The 19117-nt window shown below is 41.2% G+C and carries 16 protein-coding genes and 1 pseudogene; 4 read left to right on the top strand and 13 right to left on the bottom strand.

Translation table 11 applies throughout. The annotated features are described in order from the left end of the window. Positions 1-89 precede the first annotated feature (89 nt). The gene (gene ppnP, locus GLP24_RS15790) at positions 90-371 is read left to right on the top strand and encodes a pyrimidine/purine nucleoside phosphorylase (RefSeq protein ID WP_232616238.1); all 282 of its coding nucleotides are present in this window, start codon (positions 90-92) and stop codon (positions 369-371) included. 627 nt (positions 372-998) lie between these two features. Here the strand turns inward: ppnP and fis are convergent. From fis to acs, 9 genes are all read right to left on the bottom strand, one after another. Further along, positions 999-1295: a DNA-binding transcriptional regulator Fis gene (gene fis, locus GLP24_RS15785; protein WP_005372656.1), complete on the bottom strand. Its 297-nt coding sequence runs from the start codon at positions 1293-1295 to the stop codon at positions 999-1001. Positions 1296-1318: 23 nt separating this feature from the next. Next, positions 1319-2284 carry a tRNA dihydrouridine synthase DusB gene (gene dusB, locus GLP24_RS15780; RefSeq protein WP_232616241.1) on the bottom strand — a complete coding sequence of 322 codons (966 nt, stop codon included), beginning with the start codon at positions 2282-2284 and terminating at the stop codon, positions 1319-1321. 176 nt (positions 2285-2460) lie between these two features. Further along, positions 2461-3345, bottom strand: a complete 885-nt coding sequence (prmA, locus tag GLP24_RS15775) for a 50S ribosomal protein L11 methyltransferase (RefSeq protein ID WP_152654255.1) — start codon at positions 3343-3345, stop codon at positions 2461-2463. A 167-nt stretch (positions 3346-3512) separates the two neighbouring features. Next, positions 3513-4967, bottom strand: a complete 1455-nt coding sequence (panF, locus tag GLP24_RS15770; RefSeq protein ID WP_232576321.1) for a sodium/pantothenate symporter — start codon at positions 4965-4967, stop codon at positions 3513-3515. Continuing rightward, positions 4960-5241 carry a YhdT family protein gene (locus GLP24_RS15765; protein WP_101769859.1) on the bottom strand — a complete coding sequence of 94 codons (282 nt, stop codon included), beginning with the start codon at positions 5239-5241 and terminating at the stop codon, positions 4960-4962. Before GLP24_RS15765 ends, panF begins: the two co-directional genes overlap by 8 nt. A gap of 178 nt (positions 5242-5419) precedes the next feature. Continuing rightward, complete coding sequence (accC, locus tag GLP24_RS15760) at positions 5420-6763, bottom strand: acetyl-CoA carboxylase biotin carboxylase subunit (protein WP_152654256.1); 1344 nt, start codon at positions 6761-6763, stop codon at positions 5420-5422. 15 nt (positions 6764-6778) lie between these two features. Next, entirely contained in the window at positions 6779-7240 is a 462-nt protein-coding gene (gene accB / locus GLP24_RS15755; protein WP_101769861.1) for an acetyl-CoA carboxylase biotin carboxyl carrier protein, read from the bottom strand. Positions 7241-7266: 26 nt separating this feature from the next. After that, positions 7267-7719 carry a type II 3-dehydroquinate dehydratase gene (aroQ, locus tag GLP24_RS15750; protein ID WP_101769862.1) on the bottom strand — a complete coding sequence of 151 codons (453 nt, stop codon included), beginning with the start codon at positions 7717-7719 and terminating at the stop codon, positions 7267-7269. A gap of 516 nt (positions 7720-8235) precedes the next feature. Further along, the gene (gene acs, locus GLP24_RS15745) at positions 8236-10185 is read right to left on the bottom strand and encodes an acetate--CoA ligase (RefSeq protein ID WP_232616237.1); all 1950 of its coding nucleotides are present in this window, start codon (positions 10183-10185) and stop codon (positions 8236-8238) included. A gap of 357 nt (positions 10186-10542) precedes the next feature. On the opposite strand from acs, the gene GLP24_RS15740 reads away from it, so the two are divergent. Both GLP24_RS15740 and GLP24_RS15735 read left to right on the top strand, forming a co-directional pair. After that, positions 10543-11715 carry a 3-phenylpropionate MFS transporter gene (locus GLP24_RS15740; RefSeq protein WP_232616236.1) on the top strand — a complete coding sequence of 391 codons (1173 nt, stop codon included), beginning with the start codon at positions 10543-10545 and terminating at the stop codon, positions 11713-11715. A 184-nt stretch (positions 11716-11899) separates the two neighbouring features. After that, positions 11900-13762, top strand: a pseudogene (locus GLP24_RS15735) (hybrid sensor histidine kinase/response regulator); the annotation flags it as partial. A gap of 88 nt (positions 13763-13850) precedes the next feature. Here GLP24_RS15735 and GLP24_RS15730 read toward each other — a convergent pair. The 4 genes from GLP24_RS15730 to aspA form a co-directional block, all read right to left on the bottom strand. Continuing rightward, on the bottom strand, positions 13851-14483 hold the full coding sequence (locus tag GLP24_RS15730; RefSeq protein ID WP_232616235.1) for a response regulator transcription factor: 633 nt from the start codon (positions 14481-14483) through the stop codon (positions 13851-13853). 122 nt (positions 14484-14605) lie between these two features. Next, entirely contained in the window at positions 14606-15109 is a 504-nt protein-coding gene (locus tag GLP24_RS15725; protein ID WP_232616234.1) for a thioredoxin family protein, read from the bottom strand. 138 nt (positions 15110-15247) lie between these two features. Further along, positions 15248-16555: an anaerobic C4-dicarboxylate transporter gene (locus tag GLP24_RS15720; protein WP_101769868.1), complete on the bottom strand. Its 1308-nt coding sequence runs from the start codon at positions 16553-16555 to the stop codon at positions 15248-15250. 112 nt (positions 16556-16667) lie between these two features. After that, complete coding sequence (aspA, locus tag GLP24_RS15715; protein ID WP_101769869.1) at positions 16668-18128, bottom strand: aspartate ammonia-lyase; 1461 nt, start codon at positions 18126-18128, stop codon at positions 16668-16670. 449 nt (positions 18129-18577) lie between these two features. Between aspA and GLP24_RS15710 the strand changes: the two genes are divergently transcribed. Further along, entirely contained in the window at positions 18578-19072 is a 495-nt protein-coding gene (locus tag GLP24_RS15710) for an FxsA family protein (protein WP_232601924.1), read from the top strand. The last annotated feature ends 45 nt before the right edge of the window (positions 19073-19117 follow it).

Raw genomic sequence — 19117 nt, 5'->3', positions numbered from 1 at the left:
GAATATTTATCGTTAGTGGTTCATTTGAAATTGTGATAGTTTTTGGGCTTAGAAGATTTGCTTTACCTGTTTAGCAATAAGGAAATTCAATGTTAAAAGTGAATGAATATTTTGATGGCCAAGTAAAATCTGTTGGATTTGAATCAGCCGGTGATCATGCCAGTGTTGGTGTGATGGTTGCGGGTGAATATACGTTTTCGACCGCTGCCCCTGAGCGTATGACTGTCGTAAAAGGTGAGCTTACCGTAAAACTTCCAGGTCATGTTGATTGGGAAATATATGGTGCTGGTGATGATTTTGAAGTTCCTGGTGATAGCGCATTCCACATTAAAGTGACCAAAACTACAGCTTACTTATGTGACTACCTATAAGTTGCCTTAAGCCGATTAGTCAGTAAAAAAGCTTCGTTACGACGAAGCTTTTTTTATGGGTTACGTTTAAGCAGAGTCGCGGCAGATAAGTTGTGGCGAGAGGATTACATGTTGAACTGTACTATTATTTGTTTTACTTACATGTAAGTAATGTGTATTGAATGTAAGATCTTTTAAGATAATGAGATGTGGGGTTATTATTGAATACGTTATTCTAATATAACGTTAATTTATTTTTCCAATATGAAACTTGATGTGTTTTTGTGTTTATTTTTCATCTTCAACTATATACTTATAAGGAATTTAATTTTTTAAAGGATTTGTAATATGCACCAATGTCAGTGTTGTTATTCGTACGATGTAGAGCGAGTACATCGTAAATTTTTTCAACGACTATGGGTGCGACGCCTTTTTGTATGTAATCAATGTGGTAATATTCAAAAAACATTTAAATATGATTTTTTAATATCGACTGATACGGCTGAAAATAAATAATAATGAGCCGCTAAATCACAACGAAATAATAGTGTAATAATATGCTGATTAATCTGTTCTTTCGATAACGAAAAAGCCCATTTCATCGTGATGATGAAATGGGCTTTTTTACAATTATTAAACCAAATTGGTTTAATTCATGCCATATTTCTTTAGTTTCTTACGTAGCGTACCACGGTTGATACCCATCATGGTTGCAGCGCGAGTTTGGTTACCGCGAGTGTACTGCATAATGGTGTCTAGTAGTGGTTGTTCAACTTCTGCAAGCACAAGCTCGTACAGATCGTCGACTTCCTGACCATTTAATTGAGCAAGGTAGTTTTTAAGGGATGCCTTCACTGAATCACGTAATGGTTTCTGTGTGATTTGGTCTTGTGAAGTTACAGTTGTAACTGTTAACGCTTCGGAAGTCAGATTTTGTTCGAACATAATTCTGTAAGCTCTTCTAGTATTTATGCAACGTTTTCGAAGTAGCCTTGCAGCGCATCGATTTGCTGTTGAGCATCCTCGAGTGCGTTGAAGGTCCGGCGGAAATCACCTGCTGGTGCATGCTCTTTCAAATACCAAGACACGTGTTTACGTGCAATGCGTAATCCTAGGTAATCACCATAAAATTGATGAAGTGCCTTAACATGCCTCAACATAATTTCGCTGATTTCGTCTATTGACGGTGCAGCGAGGTGTTCACCGGTTGTTAAGTAATGGTGGATTTCTCTAAAAATCCACGGCTTCCCTTGTGCAGGTCGGCCAATCATTAGAGCGTCGGCACCCGTATAATCGAGTACAAAGCGTGCTTTCTCCGGGCTATCGATATCACCGTTAGCAATAACTGGGATCGAGATGGCTTGTTTCACCGCTCTAATGTAGTCATATTCCGCTTCACCTTTGTACATGCAAGCCTTGGTACGTCCATGAAGGGCGAGGGCTTGTATGCCGCATTGTTCGGCGAGTTTGGCTATGTTGACACAGTTCCGATTATCGAGATCCCAGCCAGTACGGGTTTTAAGCGTAACGGGAACATCTACTGCGTCCACGACGGTACGAAGAATATCTTCGATAAGGTGGGGATATTGCAGTAGTGCAGAACCTGCTAATCGTTTATTTACTTTCTTGGCTGGGCATCCCATATTGATATCGATGATTTGCGCACCGTTTTCAACACTGAATTGCGCAGCTTCGGCCATCAATTTTGGATCAGCACCTGCTATCTGAACCGAACGAATCCCTGATTCACCTTCATGAACCATACGATTGAGCGATTTAGACGTTTTCCAGAGGTCTGGATTCGACGACATCATCTCGCTAACAGCCATGCCTGCGCCGTAGCGAAGGCATAATTCACGAAATGGCCGATCGGTCACACCCGCCATTGGCGCGACTATCAGTTGGTTTTTAAGTTGATATGGACCGATATGCAAAATGTCTCTACCTGACTGTGCCAGTAAGGGCGCGCATTTTACGCATTTTTTACGCTGCTGAAAAGGCCAATAATTGAGCATGATGATTTTGTTTGTCAAAATCGCATGATTTTCAATCAATTGACACTCTAAATTAATTAATAATAATCAACAGCAGCAACCAATTACCATGATTTTTATGCTTTATGACCAGAGATACGACACCATTCTTCGCGTGTCATTACTGGATCTAATGTGATTTCATCGCTGTAATAGGTCGCAACATCTTCAGCTTGGCTTTCAAGTACACCTGAGATTGCTAGGTCGCCACCATTTTTCACTAAGCTCTTAATCACTGGTGATAATTCACGCAATGGACCGGCTAGAATGTTAGCAACAACCACATCTGCTTGAATGCCTTGTGGTTGATCTTGTGGTAGGTATAGCTCTAGATCGCCAGAAACACCATTGCGTTCAGCGTTATCACGAGAAGCTAAAATAGCTTGTGGGTCGATATCAATACCGATTACTTTTGCTGCGCCTAACTTAAGTGCTGCAATGGATAAAATACCTGAACCACAGCCAAAATCGATCACAGTTTTACCGACTAAATCTTGACCGTCTAACCACTCAAGACATAATGATGTAGTTGGGTGAGTACCTGTACCAAATGCTAAACCTGGATCTAACAGTACATTGACGGCTTCAGGGTCTGGTGTTTCATGCCAGCTAGGGCAAATCCACAAACGGCGACCAAAACGCATTGGGTGGAAATTATCCATCCATTCACGTTCCCAATCTTTATCTTCTAACTGCTCGATTTTGTAAGCAAAATCATCAGCAATTAGTGGGCTATTTTTTAGCATGTTCAGCACGAAATCCATGTCGGCTTCAGCATCATACAAACCAATCACATCAGTATCGCCCCATAAACGGGTTTCGCCTGGCATAGGCTCGAAAACTGGCGTGTCTTGTGCATCAAGGAAAGTGGCGGATAGAGCACCAGTCTCTTCCATTAGCATGTCGCCAATTGCTTCTGCGTTTTCTGCAGTAGCGTTCAGTTTAATTTGAATCCAAGGCATGGGTTATTCGCTTATTTTGTGACTACTTGAACATAGGGGGCGCAGTCTAGCATGAAATTTCACCAATCCCCATTAGCAGATGCTAAACAATCTATAAAAAAAAGAGAGTATCTGCTGATACTCTCTTTTTTATTTTTAGTTATGTTAGCTAAATTAATAGGCAAAAATCAGTTAACGTCGGTGATTTTCGGTTTATTAGGACGGACATAACTGCCGATAATAAAGGCGATTAGACCTATAATTAATGTCGGCACGATGGCATGCATACCTCCCATATCGGGTTTGCCTAATGACAGCGCTAGGTAAGTGCTCAGTCCAACAATCATTGATGCAAAAGCGCCAGTTGCAGATGCTTTTTCCCAATAGAGTCCCAATACTAAAGGCCACAGGAATACAGCTTGTAAGCTACCAAAGGCTAATAAGTTGAGCCAGATGATCATATTCGGTGGGTTCATTGCCGCCACAAAAACCAATGCTGAGAAAATAGCAGTTACCAATAATGATAATTTAGGTAACTTGGTTTCAGCGGCTTCACCCTCGGCAATTTTAGGATTGATATAATTAATATATAAATCTTTAAGTAAGGTTGCAGACGCTTGAATTAATTGAGAATCAATGGTCGACATAATTGCTGCCATTGGGCCTGCTAAGAATATTCCTGCAACTGCTGGTGGTAATACTGTCACCATTAAGATTGGCATGATCTGATCGGGACTGGCGATATTTGGCACGATAGCGCGGCCTAGCGCACCGGCTAAATGCATTCCAAACATTAGTAGCGCGACCATAATAGTACTGATCACCATTCCTTTGTGCAGTGAGCGACTGTCTTTATAAGACATGCAGCGTACTGCGGCGTGTGGTAAACCGATAACCCCAAAACAGACCAGAATCCAAAAACTCAGCATAAATGGTTGGCTTAAAAAGTGGTGGGGGCCATAAGGGGAGACTAATGCTGGATCAATACTATGCAGTTTGGTGACGAGAGCCCCAATACTGCCACCAGTATGAACGATCCCAACTAGCAGCGCGATCGTACCAATGATCATCATGATCCCTTGAATGGTATCTGTCATGACTACCGCTCTAAAGCCACCAATGGTGGTATAGAGGCCGACAGTGATAGCAAATAGCATTAGGCCATGGGTATAAGATAACCCCGTTACTGTTTGTAATAAGCGGGCTCCACCAACAAATTGGACAACCATGGTGCCAAAAAAGGCCAGTAGTAGTGACAAGGAAGCAAAGATCACCACACCCTTATGTTGGTAGCGAGCGTATAAAATATCATTGAGGGTTAACGCATTATGGCGTCGAGATTCAATCGCAAATTTTTTACCAAGTACGCCTAAGGTTAACCATGCTGCGGGAAGTTGGATCATGGCGAGTAATACCCAGCCTAACCCCATTTTATAAGCGGCACCCGGTCCGCCAATAAAAGTACTAGCACTAGCATAAGTGGCAGCAAGGGTCATTGCTAATACAAATCCTCCCATACTGCGGCCACCAACAAGGTATTCAGTAAGAAAGTTACCTTTGCTTTGAAAACGGCGGGTATAAAGTGCGACGCCAAAAACAGCGGCTAAATACAACACTAAAGGAATGATAAGTTGGCTATTCATGTGGTTTATCGTCTGTTATTTCAAGCGGGAGATCGCGGTAAATAAATTTCACCATTAAGGCACACAGAATGGTAAAAACAATTGGGCCGATAATGCATGACAGTAGAAACCATAATGGGAACCCAAAATAGAGAGTAGGCATGCTGAGATCATTAATGGCGGGGGCAAACCCATAGGCGGAAACATACCACCAAAGAAAATAAGCTAACGCGAGTCCTATCGCCCAGCGCGCTTCTTTATGCGCTTGACGGTAGCGAGCAGAAAGCGTTTTCATGCGGTTTCTCCAGTTATTATTAGTAAAGGACTGATCAGTGATAGTCATCAAAAAAGGGCGCTATTGTGGCAAAAGATAGGGCTTTATGCCATGTCTAGTATGCCGCGTATAAAATGTGCTGATGTTCAAAATAAAAAAGGCCACCCTTAGGCAGCCTTTTTAACGTTAAATAACGTTATTACTGTAAACCAAGCTTCTTCTCAAGGTAGTGGATGTTAGCACCACCTTTTTTGAAGTTTTCATCCGTCATAATTTCTTGATGAAGTGGAATATTTGTTTTGATACCGTCAATGATCAATTCACTTAATGCATTACGCATACGTGAGATCGCAACGTCACGGTTTTCACCATACGCAATCAACTTACCGATCATTGAATCATAGTAAGGAGGGACAGTGTAGCCAGTGTAGATGTGTGATTCCCAGCGAATACCCATGCCACCTGGCGAGTGGAAACGCGTGATAGTGCCAGGGCAAGGTAAGAAGCGCACTGGATCTTCAGCATTGATACGGCATTCAACAGCGTGGCCGCGAATTTGAATGTCTTTTTGGCTAAATGATAATGGTTGACCAGCTGCAATACGTAATTGCTCTTTAATCAGATCAATACCCGTTATCATTTCAGTGACTGGGTGTTCAACTTGAATACGGGTGTTCATTTCAATGAAGTAGAACTCACCATTTTCATAAAGAAATTCAAACGTACCAGCGCCACGGTAATTGATTTCTAAACATGCACGCGTACAACGTTCACCGATGTATTTACGCATTTCTTCAGTAATACCTGGTGCTGGTGCTTCTTCAACCACTTTTTGGTGGCGACGTTGCATTGAACAGTCACGCTCACCTAAATGGATTGCACCACCTTGGCCGTCAGCAAGGATTTGTACTTCGATATGACGTGGGTTTTCAAGGTATTTTTCCATGTAAACCATGTCATTATTAAAGCAAGATTTTGCTTCCGCGCGGGTCATAGCAATCGCTTCAGTCAGTTCATTTTCAGAACGTACAACACGCATACCACGACCACCGCCGCCACCAGAGGCTTTAATGATAACTGGGTAACCAATACGTTTAGCGAAAGATTTGTTTTTCGCTTCATCGTCATCAAGTGGACCATCAGAACCGGGTACACAAGGTACACCGGCTTTTTTCATGGCGCTGATCGCTGAAACTTTATCGCCCATTAGACGAATGGTTTCTGCTTTAGGGCCCACAAAAATAAAGCCTGAACGTTCAACTTGTTCTGCAAAATCAGCATTTTCAGATAGGAAACCGTAGCCAGGGTGAATCGCTACTGCGCCTGTGATTTCTGCTGCACTGATAATACGAGGAATATTAAGGTAACTATCGATACTACGAGCGGGACCAATACAAACGGATTCATCTGCTAATAGTACGTGTTTAAGATCACGGTCAGCGGTTGAGTGAACCGCAACGGTCTTAATACCTAATTCTTTACATGCGCGAAGAATTCGAAGTGCAATTTCACCTCGATTCGCAATTACTAATTTGTCTAACATAGCCAGGAGCCTCGATTACTCGATGATTACAAGCGGTTGGTCGAATTCAATTGCATCGCCTTCTTGAGCAAGAATAGCAATAACTTTACCTGCTTTATCTGCTTGAATTTGGTTCATCATTTTCATTGCTTCAACGATACATAGTGTATCGCCAATGTTGACTGATTGACCTACTTCAGCAAAGTTCTTTGCTTCTGGGCTTGGTGCACGGTAGAACGTACCGACCATTGGAGAAAGAATTTGATGACCTGGTGCAACAGCAGGCGCTGTTGGTGCTTGGAATGTTGCAGGTGTTTCCACGACAGGTGCTGCTTGAACAGGTGCAGCCATAGGGGCAACAGCATACTGTTGTGGCATTGCTGATGCAGGCACATTACGACTGATTCGAACTGACTCTTCACCTTCAGAAATTTCTAACTCTGCAATACCAGATTCTTCAACCAGTTCAATTAGCTTCTTAATTTTACGAATGTCCATTATTTTTCTCTTTATATATTGTTCAGTTAGCTATCAGCATGCAGGCGATTAACTGCTGCCTGTAGGGCGAATTCATAACCGTCTGGGCCAAGGCCGCAAATCACTCCAACGGCTTTATCCGATAAGTAAGAGTGATGACGAAAAGGTTCACGTGCGTGAACGTTAGATAAATGTATTTCAATAAACGGAATAGCAACTCCAAGTAAGGCATCACGAATAGCAATGCTAGTGTGAGTGAAAGCTGCTGGGTTTATTATAATAAAATCCACGTTAGCGTAAGCTTGGTGAATAGCATCAATTAACTCATGTTCTGCATTTGATTGAATGTGTTCTAATGTCACACCTAAATCGATGGCTTTAGTCGTTAATTTATGAACCAGTTGCGTCAGTGTTTGCTGACCATAATGTTCAGGCTCACGTATACCTAGTAAATTTAGGTTAGGTCCATTAATCAATAAAATGCGTTTAATGGTTGGCATTTTGAGGTCTCATCACTTGTTTATAAAGCTAAACTCGAACAACTTGTTGCTATCTGCAAGTTGACGTCCATGTGTCCTTTTCTTTACTACCAAACATTAATAGTGAACCAATTATAGAGAATTCAACGCAAATCGCAGCAAAATACTGGTCTAATCACCACTTTTTGCGCGAACATGTGTAAGCCGTTATAAGAATGTTAGTAGATGTTAATACGTTCATCCTACGTCAATGTAACGTAACTAAGTGCAAGAATTTAGTAATAAAACTGTGTTTTTGTCCGTTATTATTACGGTGTGATAATTGAGCTTAAAAAAGATGATTTATGTACTTATTTAATAGTGCTATTTCAATAAATATTATCGATATCGAACAGATTAACGCGATACTTTAGCGTTAAGTTGCTTATCCTAAGCTGAATTCATTTTAAATTATCATTAATAACTGCATAAAAAAAGACCACGCTCGTGGTCTTTTGATTTCAGTTAAATGGATTTTTTGTTCATCGTTAATCGGAGTTAAAGTAATTGCTGTTTTTCTGCAATCAGTTTATCAACCACACTGGGATCGGCGAGTGTTGAGGTATCACCAAGAGAGCTCGTATCACCCGTAGCAATTTTACGTAGAATACGGCGCATAATTTTTCCTGAACGGGTTTTTGGTAATGAATCAGTCCAGTGAAGAAAATCTGGGGTGGCAATGGACCCTATTTCTTTTCGAACCCAATCTTTGACTTGTTTGTGTAATTCGGCACTTGGATATTCACCGTCATTAAGAGTGATATAAGCATAGATAGCTTGACCTTTTATGGCATGAGGTACACCCACAATTGCAGCTTCCGCTATTTTATCAAAAGCCACTAGAGCCGATTCAATTTCAGCCGTACCCATACGGTGACCTGAAATATTCAGTACATCATCAACACGCCCCGTGATCCAGTAATAACCATCCTCATCGCGACGAGCGCCATCACCAGAGAAATACATTCCGGGAAAGGTTGAGAAGTAGGTTTGTTCAAAGCGTTCGTGATCGCCCCATAACGTCCGCATTTGTCCCGGCCATGAATCGGTTATCACTAAGTTACCATCAGTGGCGTCTGCTAAAATATTACCTACATTATCAACCAGTGCTGGTTGTACACCAAAAAATGGCCGTGTGGCTGAACCCGGCTTGAGGGCGGTTGCACCAGGAAGTGGGCTGATAAGTATGCCACCTGTTTCTGTTTGCCACCACGTATCGACAATCGGGCAACGACTATTACCAATGGTGCGGTGATACCATTCCCATGCTTCAGGGTTTATCGGCTCACCGACAGATCCCATGATCCGTAATGATGAACGCTTGGTACCTTTGATCGCATCATTGCCTTTGGCCATTAAAGCGCGAATCGCGGTGGGGGCAGTATAGAGAATGTTGACTTGGTGTTTATCAACCACTTCGCTCATACGGCTGGTGGATGGATAATTAGGCACACCTTCAAATAAAACGGTGGTCGCGCCATTCGCGAGGGGGCCATAAACTAAATAGCTGTGACCTGTGATCCAGCCGACATCGGCAGTACACCAATAGACTTCACCCGGTTGATAGTCAAAAACATATTTAAAGGTCATGGTGGCATAAACCAGATAACCGCCGGTGGTGTGCAATACCCCTTTAGGTTTACCTGTTGAACCTGATGTGTAGAGAATAAACAGCGGATCTTCAGCATTCATTGGTTCAGGTACACAGTGGTTAGAAGCGACTGCTGTTATTTGGTGCCACCACACATCACGTTCACTGTGCCATTCAACATTGCCACCGGTGCGTTTAAACACGACTACTTTCTCAATACTAGTAACCAGTGGGTTAGCGAGTGCATCATCAACATTTTGCTTTAATGGTACAGCCCTGCCACCACGAATCCCTTCATCGGCGGTGATCACTACTTTGGCGTTAGAATCAATAATACGTCCAGCAAGGGCTTCTGGGGAAAAACCACCAAAGACGATAGTATGCACAGCGCCTATACGGGTGCATGCCAGCATGGCAACGGCGGCTTCTGCGACCATTGGCATGTAGAGACAGACCACATCGCCTTTACGTACGCCTTGGCTTTTGAGGGCATTAGCAAACTGACATACCTGTTGGTAAAGATCGTTATAGGTTAGGGTCGCATCATCATTAGGATCATCACCTTCCCAAATAATCGCCGCTTGATCGCCACGATCAGCCAGATGGCGATCAATACAATTGGCCGACACATTAAGTTCACCATCTTCAAACCATTTTATGCTGACATGACCACTATCAAATGAGGTGTTTTTTACTTTAGTGTAAGGGGTGATCCAATCAATGATTTGACCATGTTGACGCCAAAAGCCTTGCGGATTAATCGTTGATTGTTGGTACATCTCACCATATTGGTCGTCGTTAATATGGGCACTATTCGCTATTGCACTATCAACTGGATAAATATGAACCTCACTCATCCTTGTTCTCCTTGAGTTCTTTCCCTATTGGGTGGTGTTTGCTATACAGAACAAACAACGGTCTAAGCCGTGTTAATGGTTAAAGTGGAGGATTATATGATTTACGACAATTAGACTTTAGGATGAGATCTCGGTGTAATTTGATCCCATTGAGCTGTTGCATGGGGTTACATTGTATTTTGTGCGCAGCTTAAGTTGTTTGGTTTATCGTGAGGTTGGGATTGAGTGTGACAGTCGTCGCATTTAGGTTGTAAATGTTTGTTATTTTAAGATGAACATTACCGAACGATTACAGATTAGTGGTTGCTTTACGGCATAATAGAGCCGTTTTTCATCTACCACATTTTGAGACCTATTATGTTTAAAAGTAAGCCTTATGGTTGGACATCCCAATATCTATTGGGATTTTTCTTTTCTTATGGGGTGTATCTACCTTTCTGGGCTATTTGGTTTAAACATATAGGCGTCGATGACTCTGATATTGGTTTACTACTTGGTTTGGGCTTTGCGGTGCGTTGTATTGCTAACTTAGTTATTACGCCAAGGATCCATAAAGTTGAACATTTAATTCCTGCCTTGCGAGGGTTTACGTTACTCGGGCTGGTGGCCTGTATTATCTATATTATTTGTGGTGGCAACCTTTGGGCTTTAGCTGCGGTAACGGTACTCTTTAATTTATCCGCAGGGCCAATCGTACCCATTTCAGATGCTATTACTAACCACTATGCCAAAGAAGGTCATTTAGATTATGGTCGTACTCGCTTGTGGGGCTCAATTGCGTTTATTGCTGGCTCAACCGTTGTGGGTGTATTAGCTCAGCGTTATGGGGCTGATATTATTCCGTGGGTAGCTTTAGCTGGTTTAGGTTTTGCACAAATCATGGCTGCTCGTAATCCCGTAGTTATGCCTGTTGATGTTAATAGTCATCAGCAAGTTCGTCCCGCATTAATGCATATTCTACGTGATAGCTCAGTGATTAAATTGATGTTAATTACAGCATTATTGCAGGGCAGTCATGCGGCATATTATGGTTTTAGTTCGATTTATTGGCAGAAAATAGGTTTTGATGAATCTGTCATTGGTTATTTATGGAGTTTTAGTGTTGCCGCTGAAGTGGGGATGTTCCTGGTAAGTAAGCGCTTATTTGCTAACTGGTCGATTAACAATATGTTCCGCTTGGCGGCCGTTGGCGTATTAGTACGTTGGGGCTTAACGGCGACTATTACTGATCAGTGGGCAATGTTTGCGGTGCAGTCATTACACAGCGTGACATTTGCAGCGGCTCACCTAGCAGCTATTCGTTATATTGAGCGTTCACCTAGCAATCATATGGTGGCACTACAGTCGTTGTATAATGCGATTCCGTTAGGGGCGGTGATGGCTGTTTTAACCTCGATCAGTGGTTGGGTTTATGGCGATTGGGGCGCTGATGTGTTCTGGATCATGGCGGTAATGGCACTGCCGGTATTCTTTATTCGTTTACCATTACCCGATGAGCAACCGCAGACTTTAACGCCACAAATGAATTAAGCATGAGTAAAATCTAAATAGCGGTGATAAGCGAGTCCATTAATGGACTCGCTTTTTTTGTGGTTAACAATGGTGGCGGTATTTGATGAAAATAAGCCCTAGCTCTTATTTATGACCGACCTCAATTGAGCCAAGGTTAATAACTCCGTTACAGTGGAATAAGGATCATTGAGGGACGTTGATAATGGATACAAAAATTACAGTGAGGGAGCTAGAAATCTTAGCGGCAAGGTTTGTTGGTCGTAAACGTATTCAACACGCTTTTGCCCTATTTTCAAAGCAACAACAATGTCAGCTTGTCGCTGAACAACAAGCATCACCAACAATCATTTCATATACAGAGCAAGTGCTAGCGTCTGTTTTTGGTGACTTATCAGCAAAGTTAGTACTTACCTCTGCATTGCAAGGTCGTGACATGCAATTAGACGATGTTGTGACCATTGTTGACGAAGCATCGGAGATGTTTGATTTTAGTCGCGGTTTATTACAAGGCGCAATTGAACATATTAGCCAAGGCATCGCTGTGGTTGATAACCAATTACGGCTGGTGGCATGGAATCAACGCTACCTTGAATTATTTTCATTTCCGGTGGGATTAATTCAGGTGGGATGCCCGATTGCTGATTTGATTCGGCATAACGCTAATCAAGGATTATGTGGCAGTGGTGATTCGGAACAGCATGTAGCCAAACGGATCCAGCATCTACAACAAAGAACTCCGCATATTTCATCCCGAGTTCGTGCTGATGGACAAGTGATTGAGGTGCAAGGTAACCCTATGCCAAGTGGTGGCTTTGTGATGAGTTTCAGTGATATTACGGTGTTTCGCCAAGCTGAAATGGCATTAAAAGAATCAAATGAAAACCTAGAAGCTCGCGTTAAAAAGCGCACTCAGCAATTAGAACAACTCAATAAAAAATTGGTTGTTGCGACGCAACAGGCAGAAGCACAAGCGCATTCTAAAAGCCGATTCTTAGCCGCGGTCAGCCATGATTTAATGCAACCGCTTAACGCCGCCCGATTATTTTCATCATCATTAGTTGAAGTAAATGAGGGACAACAAAGCGCTCGTTTAGCTGCTCATATCACCAGTGCGTTAAGTGCCGCTGAAGATTTGATTGGTGATCTATTAGATGTCTCACGCTTAGAAGCCGGTAAGCTGGAAGCTCATATTGTGCCATTACGAGTCAGTGATGTATTGAGTGTATTACAGGCTGAATTTGGCGTATTAGCTCAACAACAGCAGCTTGATTTTAGTGTGGTAATGAGTGAGGCAGTAATCGTTTCGGACAGTAAATTATTACGCCGAGTATTACAAAATTTCTTAACCAATGCGTTTCGCTATAATCCAAAAGGACGGGTGTTATTAGGTGTACGTCGACAGGGTGAGCGGCTATTAATTGAGGTTTGGGATAATGGGCCAGGGATTCCAACGGAGAAACAAGCGAATATTTTTGATGAATTTACTCGAATGGATCAAACGGGTGCAGAGCATGGCTTAGGGTTGGGGCTTGCGATTGCACGCGGGATTTCTCGGGTATTAAATCATCCATTAAGCTTTCATTCATGGCCTCAACAAGGAACCGTATTTTCATTATCAGTTCCAAGGGGTATGCCCTCGATGTTGTCGTTACAACCGTCGCCATTATCTTCTACAGGTAATGTGTTATTGACCGGACTAAAAGTGCTATGTATTGATAATGAGCCGAAGATATTAGTTGCGATGATGACCTTATTAGAGCAATGGCATTGTGAGGTGCGTGTTGCTGAAAATAAAGCTCAAACCTTGCAATTATTAACAGATGGTTGGCGACCTGATGTGATTTTAAGTGATTATCATCTTGCAAAACAACAAACAGGGCTAGAGATTTTGCAGATATGCCGATCTCAATTAGGCTTGCATTTTAAGGGCGTGGTGATCAGTGCTGACCGGTTGACTGAGAATCAAGCAATGATCCGTCAACAAGGTTTTAGTTTTCTAAGTAAGCCTATTAAGCCACTGAAGTTAAGAGCAATATTAAACCAGTGTTTAATGTTTGAAAAATAAAATGACGCTTAAATTAGAGCGTCATTATTAAGATTGATAATAATAAGTACATAATGACATTTGAGCGTAAAGCTTATTATACGTCGAACTAACTAATGTCGAACTGTTGTAATAATATCACTGCTTGAGTGCGGTTCTTAACCTCAAGTTTGCGAAAAATTGCGGTTAAATGTGCTTTGATCGTCGCTTCTGAGATATTGAGAACAGAGGCAATTTGTTTGTTTAATAAGCCTTCAGTTAACATGGTCAACACCTTATATTGTTGAGGGGTTAACGCTGCAATTTTTGTTGTAAGCTGTTGTTGGTGAAAGTTATTGTTATTGATCGTCGTTGGGAAATAAGGTTCGCCATTAAGAATTTGTTTTAAGGCATTTAATAATGTCTGCATGTCACTGGATTTAGGAATAAAACCAAATGCACCATGATTATAAACTTGTTGCACTACTTCGTTTTCTTCACTGGCAGAAATGACCACAATAGCCAGTTCTGGGTATTGTTGGCGTAATTGGATTAACCCTGACATACCACTGGATCCGGGCATTTTTAGATCAAGTAATAATAAGTCGATATCCCCTATTTTTTCTAACAGTGAAAATAAAGAATTCTGTGAGTCAGCTTCTAAGAGGTTGGCACTGCTGATAGCCATGTGAATTGATTGAAAGAGGGCACTACGAAACAATGGGTGATCATCAGCGATAACGATGGTGTATTGAACGTCCATAGTTGAACCTATTCTTGTTATTAGTTTTTCACGCTAACATTTCAGTAACAAAGGCGCAATTTAGTCACTGTTGAGATTGGATCTTGATCATGCTTGAGGGCTCACTTTTGTAATTTGATTTGTTATTGCGCGTTATTTTGTGAGACAGGTGATGATGAGGGAAAAATGATTGATTGTTGTAAATGATGACTAAAATTTTCAGCATTTATAAAGCCACTTATTTTTATCTGTGGTAATGGATTACCTTGAGAGTCCCAAAATAATAAGCTTGGAAAACCGATCACTTCGAGGTATTGCATTAATGCAATATCAGCGCTGGAATTAGCGGTAACATTGGCTTTTAGGCGAGTGAATTTATTGAGTTGTGGAATAACATTGGCTGCAGGAAAGGTCTGTTGAGTTAGCGCTATGCAGGGGGAACACCATTCTGCATAAACATCGAGTAGCACTGGACGTTGTTGTTGAGCGGCTGTTTTAAGAGCATGTTTTAATTCTGAAATTGAGTTTACGGCTGTAAATGTAAGCGCAGTGGGTGTCGGTTTATTATTAAGTAAGTAGCCACTCACTATGGCTATGATCGTTATGATTAATATCACTAAGGCGTATTTTATTTTAATATTAGCCATCAAATAACATCCTTATTATCGTTAGTCTTCGTTATACATAATTACATATGGTTCTATAATTAGCTTAGCCATTATTTATGACCTGCAAAAAAAAAGCTGCTCGAAAGCAGCTTTTAATTACTGAGTATCAGTCGTCAATTATAAAATAAAGCTACCGAATAAGAAGCCTAAAGCCACTGATGTAGAAATGGTAACAACCCCTGGAACAAAGAATGGGTGGTTAAAGACCAAGTTACCAATTCTCGTTGAGCCAGTATCATCCATTTCTACTGCGGCCAATAGTGTTGGGTAAGTTGGCAATACAAATAAAGCACTTACCGCTGCAAAAGAAGCAACCATTGTTAATGGCGCTACACCAATAGCGAGTGCGGCTGGCATTAATGCAGTCGTTGTTGCGCCTTGTGAATAAAGTAGCATTGAAGCAAAGAATAAAACTAATGCTAGCATCCAAGGATGGCTACTTAATAACGAGCCAGCGACTTCTTTAATACCATCTACGTGACCATTTACAAAGGTTGCGCCTAGCCATGCTACACCAAGGACACAAATACAAGCAGTCATGCCTGAACGGAACGTTGCTGCTGATGGGATTTCAGCTGCATCAATTTTAGTGATCCATACCGTTGCTGCTGCTGATGTTAGCATTACCGCAATAATCGCTTCGTTACGACCCAATGTTGGATGAGTAATTAAACCGATAGAATTAGAGATAGCGGCGGCATAACAAACTACAAGTACAATCGCGGTAATAAAGATATAAGTCGCTTTGCGTGCTGTTGGTTTAATTTCACGTTTACCTGCTTGTTCAATATTGACCAAGCCTTTAGCTAAACGATCTTTATAAACAGGATCGTCTTTTAGCTCACAACCCATAAAGTTAGCCACAAAAGCGCCGACCATACAGGCAATAAAGGTAGTTGGAATACAAATGCTTAATAACGTTATGTAGCTTACGCCTACTGGTTCAAGGATTCCTGAGAAGAAGACGACTGCTGCTGAAATAGGTGAGGCAGTAATTGCTATTTGTGAGGCAATAACTGCAATAGAAAGAGGGCGAGAAGGGCGAATGCCTTGGCCTTTAGCTACTTCAGCAATAACAGGGAGGGTTGAAAAAGCAGTGTGTCCAGTACCTGCTAACATTGTCATTAAATAAGTAACGATAGGTGCATAGAAAGTAATGCGTTTAGGGTGTTTACGAAGGAAGTTTTCAGCAATTTCTACTAGCCAATCCATACCACCGGCAACTTGCATTGCGGCAATGGCTGTGATCACTGACATGATAATTAAAATAACATCGATAGGGATTAATGATTCACTGGTGGGCATACCAAAAACGAGGGATAACACTAACACACCAGCACCGCCGGCAAAACCGATACCAATACCGCCAATTCTAGAGCCTAAATAAATAAAGCCCAGAACGACCAAGAGTTCAATTCCAATCATAGAATTTTTCCTGTCTAAAAGTTTAAAAGATCAAAATAAGGGAGGATTTAGTTGCAAAAAAAAAGCGGATAATCAAGTGACAATCCGCTGGTATTCTCAGGAGCTAACGTATTTAGTTATAACGTTTAGCTTTATATTGAGGATGCATTAAGTTCTCGATGGAGAAGATATCATCTAATTGCTCTTCAGTCAGTAATCCACGCTCAAGTACGACTTCACGTACATTCTTACCTGTTTCTGCACAAATCTTACCAATAATGTCACCTTCGTGGTGGCCAATGAATGGATTTAGGTAAGTTACGATACCGATAGAGTTAAATACGTAGCTTTCACACACTTCTTTATTAACTGTAATACCTTCAATGCACTTATCACGTAGGTTAATACATGCATTTTTAAGTAGGCTAATTGATTCGAAAATCGCTTGACCAATAACAGGTTCCATTACGTTTAACTGTAATTGACCCGCTTCTGCTGCAAAAGTAATCGTGGTGTCGTTACCAATAACTTTAAAGCAAACTTGGTTAACCACTTCAGGGATAACAGGGTTTACTTTAGCTGGCATGATTGAAGAGCCGGCTTGCATTTCAGGTAGGTTAATTTCGTTTAGACCAGTACGTGGGCCTGAAGAAAGTAAACGTAAGTCGTTACAAATTTTAGATAATTTAACTGCAGTACGTTTTAGCGCACCGTGAACCATTACGTAAGCGCCACAGTCTGATGTTGCTTCGATTAAATCTTCTGCAGCAACAACAGGTAAACCTGTGATTTCAGCAAGACGCTGAACTGATAATTGTTGGTAACCAGTAGCTGCGTTTAGACCAGTACCAATCGCTGTTGCACCTAAGTTAACTTCAAGCAATAGTTGTGCAGTGTATTGAAGGTTTTTAATTTCTTCTTTTAATAATACGCCGTATGCATGGAATTCTTGACCGACAGTCATAGGCACTGCGTCTTGAAGTTGAGTACGGCCCATTTTAAGAATGCTAGCAAATTCAGTTGCTTTAACATCAAATGCTGTTTTTAGGTAATCTAGTGCTTCTAGCATGCTAATGATGCTGTTGTAAACAGCTACGCGGAAACCGGTAGGGTAAGCACAGTTAGTTGATTGTGATTTGTTTACATGATCATTTGGGTTAACGATATCGTAGCGACCTTTCTCTTCACCCATAATTTCAAGTGCAAGGTTAGCGATAACTTCGTTAGTGTTCATGTTAACAGATGTGCCTGCGCCACCTTGGAAAACGTCTGATGGAAATTGATCCATGCAACGTCCAGTTTCAAGAATAAGATCACACGCTTGAACAATGTAATTACCGATATCTGAAGGAATAGCGCCAAGCTCTTTGTTGGCCATTGCTGCGGCTTTTTTGGTAAAGACCATGCCACGTACAAGTTCAGGAACATCAGAAATTGTTGTGCTTGAAATATTGAAGTTTTCAATTGCACGTAAAGTATGGATACCCCAATAAGCATCCGCGGGAACATGGCGTTCGCCAAGTAGATCTTCTTCTATACGTGTTGCTACATTGATTGTTGCATTGTTTTTTTCAAGATCAATCATCTGAGACATAATATAGCCCTTTACGAAACTTTGTAATTAAAAATCAATAAGTAAGCCAACAGTTATAGCGATAATCCATTGTCGCAAAATTGTGGCAAGATGATCATACCTGACACCTTAATTGGTGCCGATAATACTCCCCTCAACCGCTAAAAACATAATCCAGATCACTTTTTAAGAGAGCTTGTTAATATTTGCACAGAAACGCGATCTCTTTCACAGTTTCTGTTAACAGTAGCACGTCTTTTTACCCATAAAATGAATAAAGATGACAGGATGTGAACAAAATGTAAGGGTGTTATAAGTATTTTTGGACCGAATTCAAATTGTAATGTTGTATTATTTGTTAATACATGTTGATAGTTCAATGAAATGGGTCATGGGTTAGTGAGAGTAATGATTAGGTAATATTTGTTGTTATGCGTTAGCGTAAAACTATTTAAGTAAGGGAGGTATTTGTGTTTCCACTATTAATGTTGCTGTTTATTGTGGTGCCAATGGTTGAAATTGGCTTGTTTATTCAAGTTGGAGGGTTATTAGGTTTATGGCCAACAATTGCGATTGTTTTTTTTACTGCAGTTATTGGTGCATCGTTAGTCCGAAGTCAAGGGATTGCAACCTTAACTTCCGTTCAGCGTAAGTTACAACAGGGTCAAATGCCAACCCAAGAAATTGTTGAAGGGATGCTATTAGCGGTGGCTGGAGTGTTATTATTAACCCCAGGATTTATGACAGATGCGTTAGGGATAATATTATTATTGCCACCATCAAGGACTAAAATCGCGCAATTATTAATGCGAAAAGTAACGCTTCAACATGGTTTTAATCACTTTGGTGAGGGGTTTGAACATCATACTCATTCACATGATGCTGCTAACGGTGATGTGTTTGATGGTGAGTATGAACGTAAAGATGACCATAACAATAACAATTCAAATCATCGTTTACCGTAAATGAAACATGAAATAAGCTAATATGTTACTAATAAAAAAAGCAGC

The sequence above is a fragment of the Photobacterium carnosum genome (assembly GCF_021236965.1).
Taxonomy (GTDB): Bacteria; Pseudomonadota; Gammaproteobacteria; order Enterobacterales; family Vibrionaceae; genus Photobacterium; species Photobacterium carnosum.
Note: the sequence above shows the minus strand (reverse complement) of the source record. Positions and strands in the feature narration are given on the sequence as shown.

Coding starts and splice junctions, on each gene's coding strand:
- ppnP (WP_232616238.1), top strand. CDS start 90: ATGTTAAAAGTGAATGAATATTTTGATGGCCAAGTAAAATCTGTTGGA.
- fis (WP_005372656.1), bottom strand. CDS start 1,295: ATGTTCGAACAAAATCTGACTTCCGAAGCGTTAACAGTTACAACTGTA.
- prmA (WP_152654255.1), bottom strand. CDS start 3,345: ATGCCTTGGATTCAAATTAAACTGAACGCTACTGCAGAAAACGCAGAA.
- panF (WP_232576321.1), bottom strand. CDS start 4,967: ATGAATAGCCAACTTATCATTCCTTTAGTGTTGTATTTAGCCGCTGTT.
- GLP24_RS15765 (WP_101769859.1), bottom strand. CDS start 5,241: ATGAAAACGCTTTCTGCTCGCTACCGTCAAGCGCATAAAGAAGCGCGC.
- accC (WP_152654256.1), bottom strand. CDS start 6,763: ATGTTAGACAAATTAGTAATTGCGAATCGAGGTGAAATTGCACTTCGA.
- accB (WP_101769861.1), bottom strand. CDS start 7,240: ATGGACATTCGTAAAATTAAGAAGCTAATTGAACTGGTTGAAGAATCT.
- aroQ (WP_101769862.1), bottom strand. CDS start 7,719: ATGCCAACCATTAAACGCATTTTATTGATTAATGGACCTAACCTAAAT.
- acs (WP_232616237.1), bottom strand. CDS start 10,185: ATGAGTGAGGTTCATATTTATCCAGTTGATAGTGCAATAGCGAATAGT.
- GLP24_RS15740 (WP_232616236.1), top strand. CDS start 10,543: ATGTTTAAAAGTAAGCCTTATGGTTGGACATCCCAATATCTATTGGGA.
- GLP24_RS15730 (WP_232616235.1), bottom strand. CDS start 14,483: ATGGACGTTCAATACACCATCGTTATCGCTGATGATCACCCATTGTTT.
- GLP24_RS15725 (WP_232616234.1), bottom strand. CDS start 15,109: ATGGCTAATATTAAAATAAAATACGCCTTAGTGATATTAATCATAACG.
- GLP24_RS15720 (WP_101769868.1), bottom strand. CDS start 16,555: ATGATTGGAATTGAACTCTTGGTCGTTCTGGGCTTTATTTATTTAGGC.
- aspA (WP_101769869.1), bottom strand. CDS start 18,128: ATGTCTCAGATGATTGATCTTGAAAAAAACAATGCAACAATCAATGTA.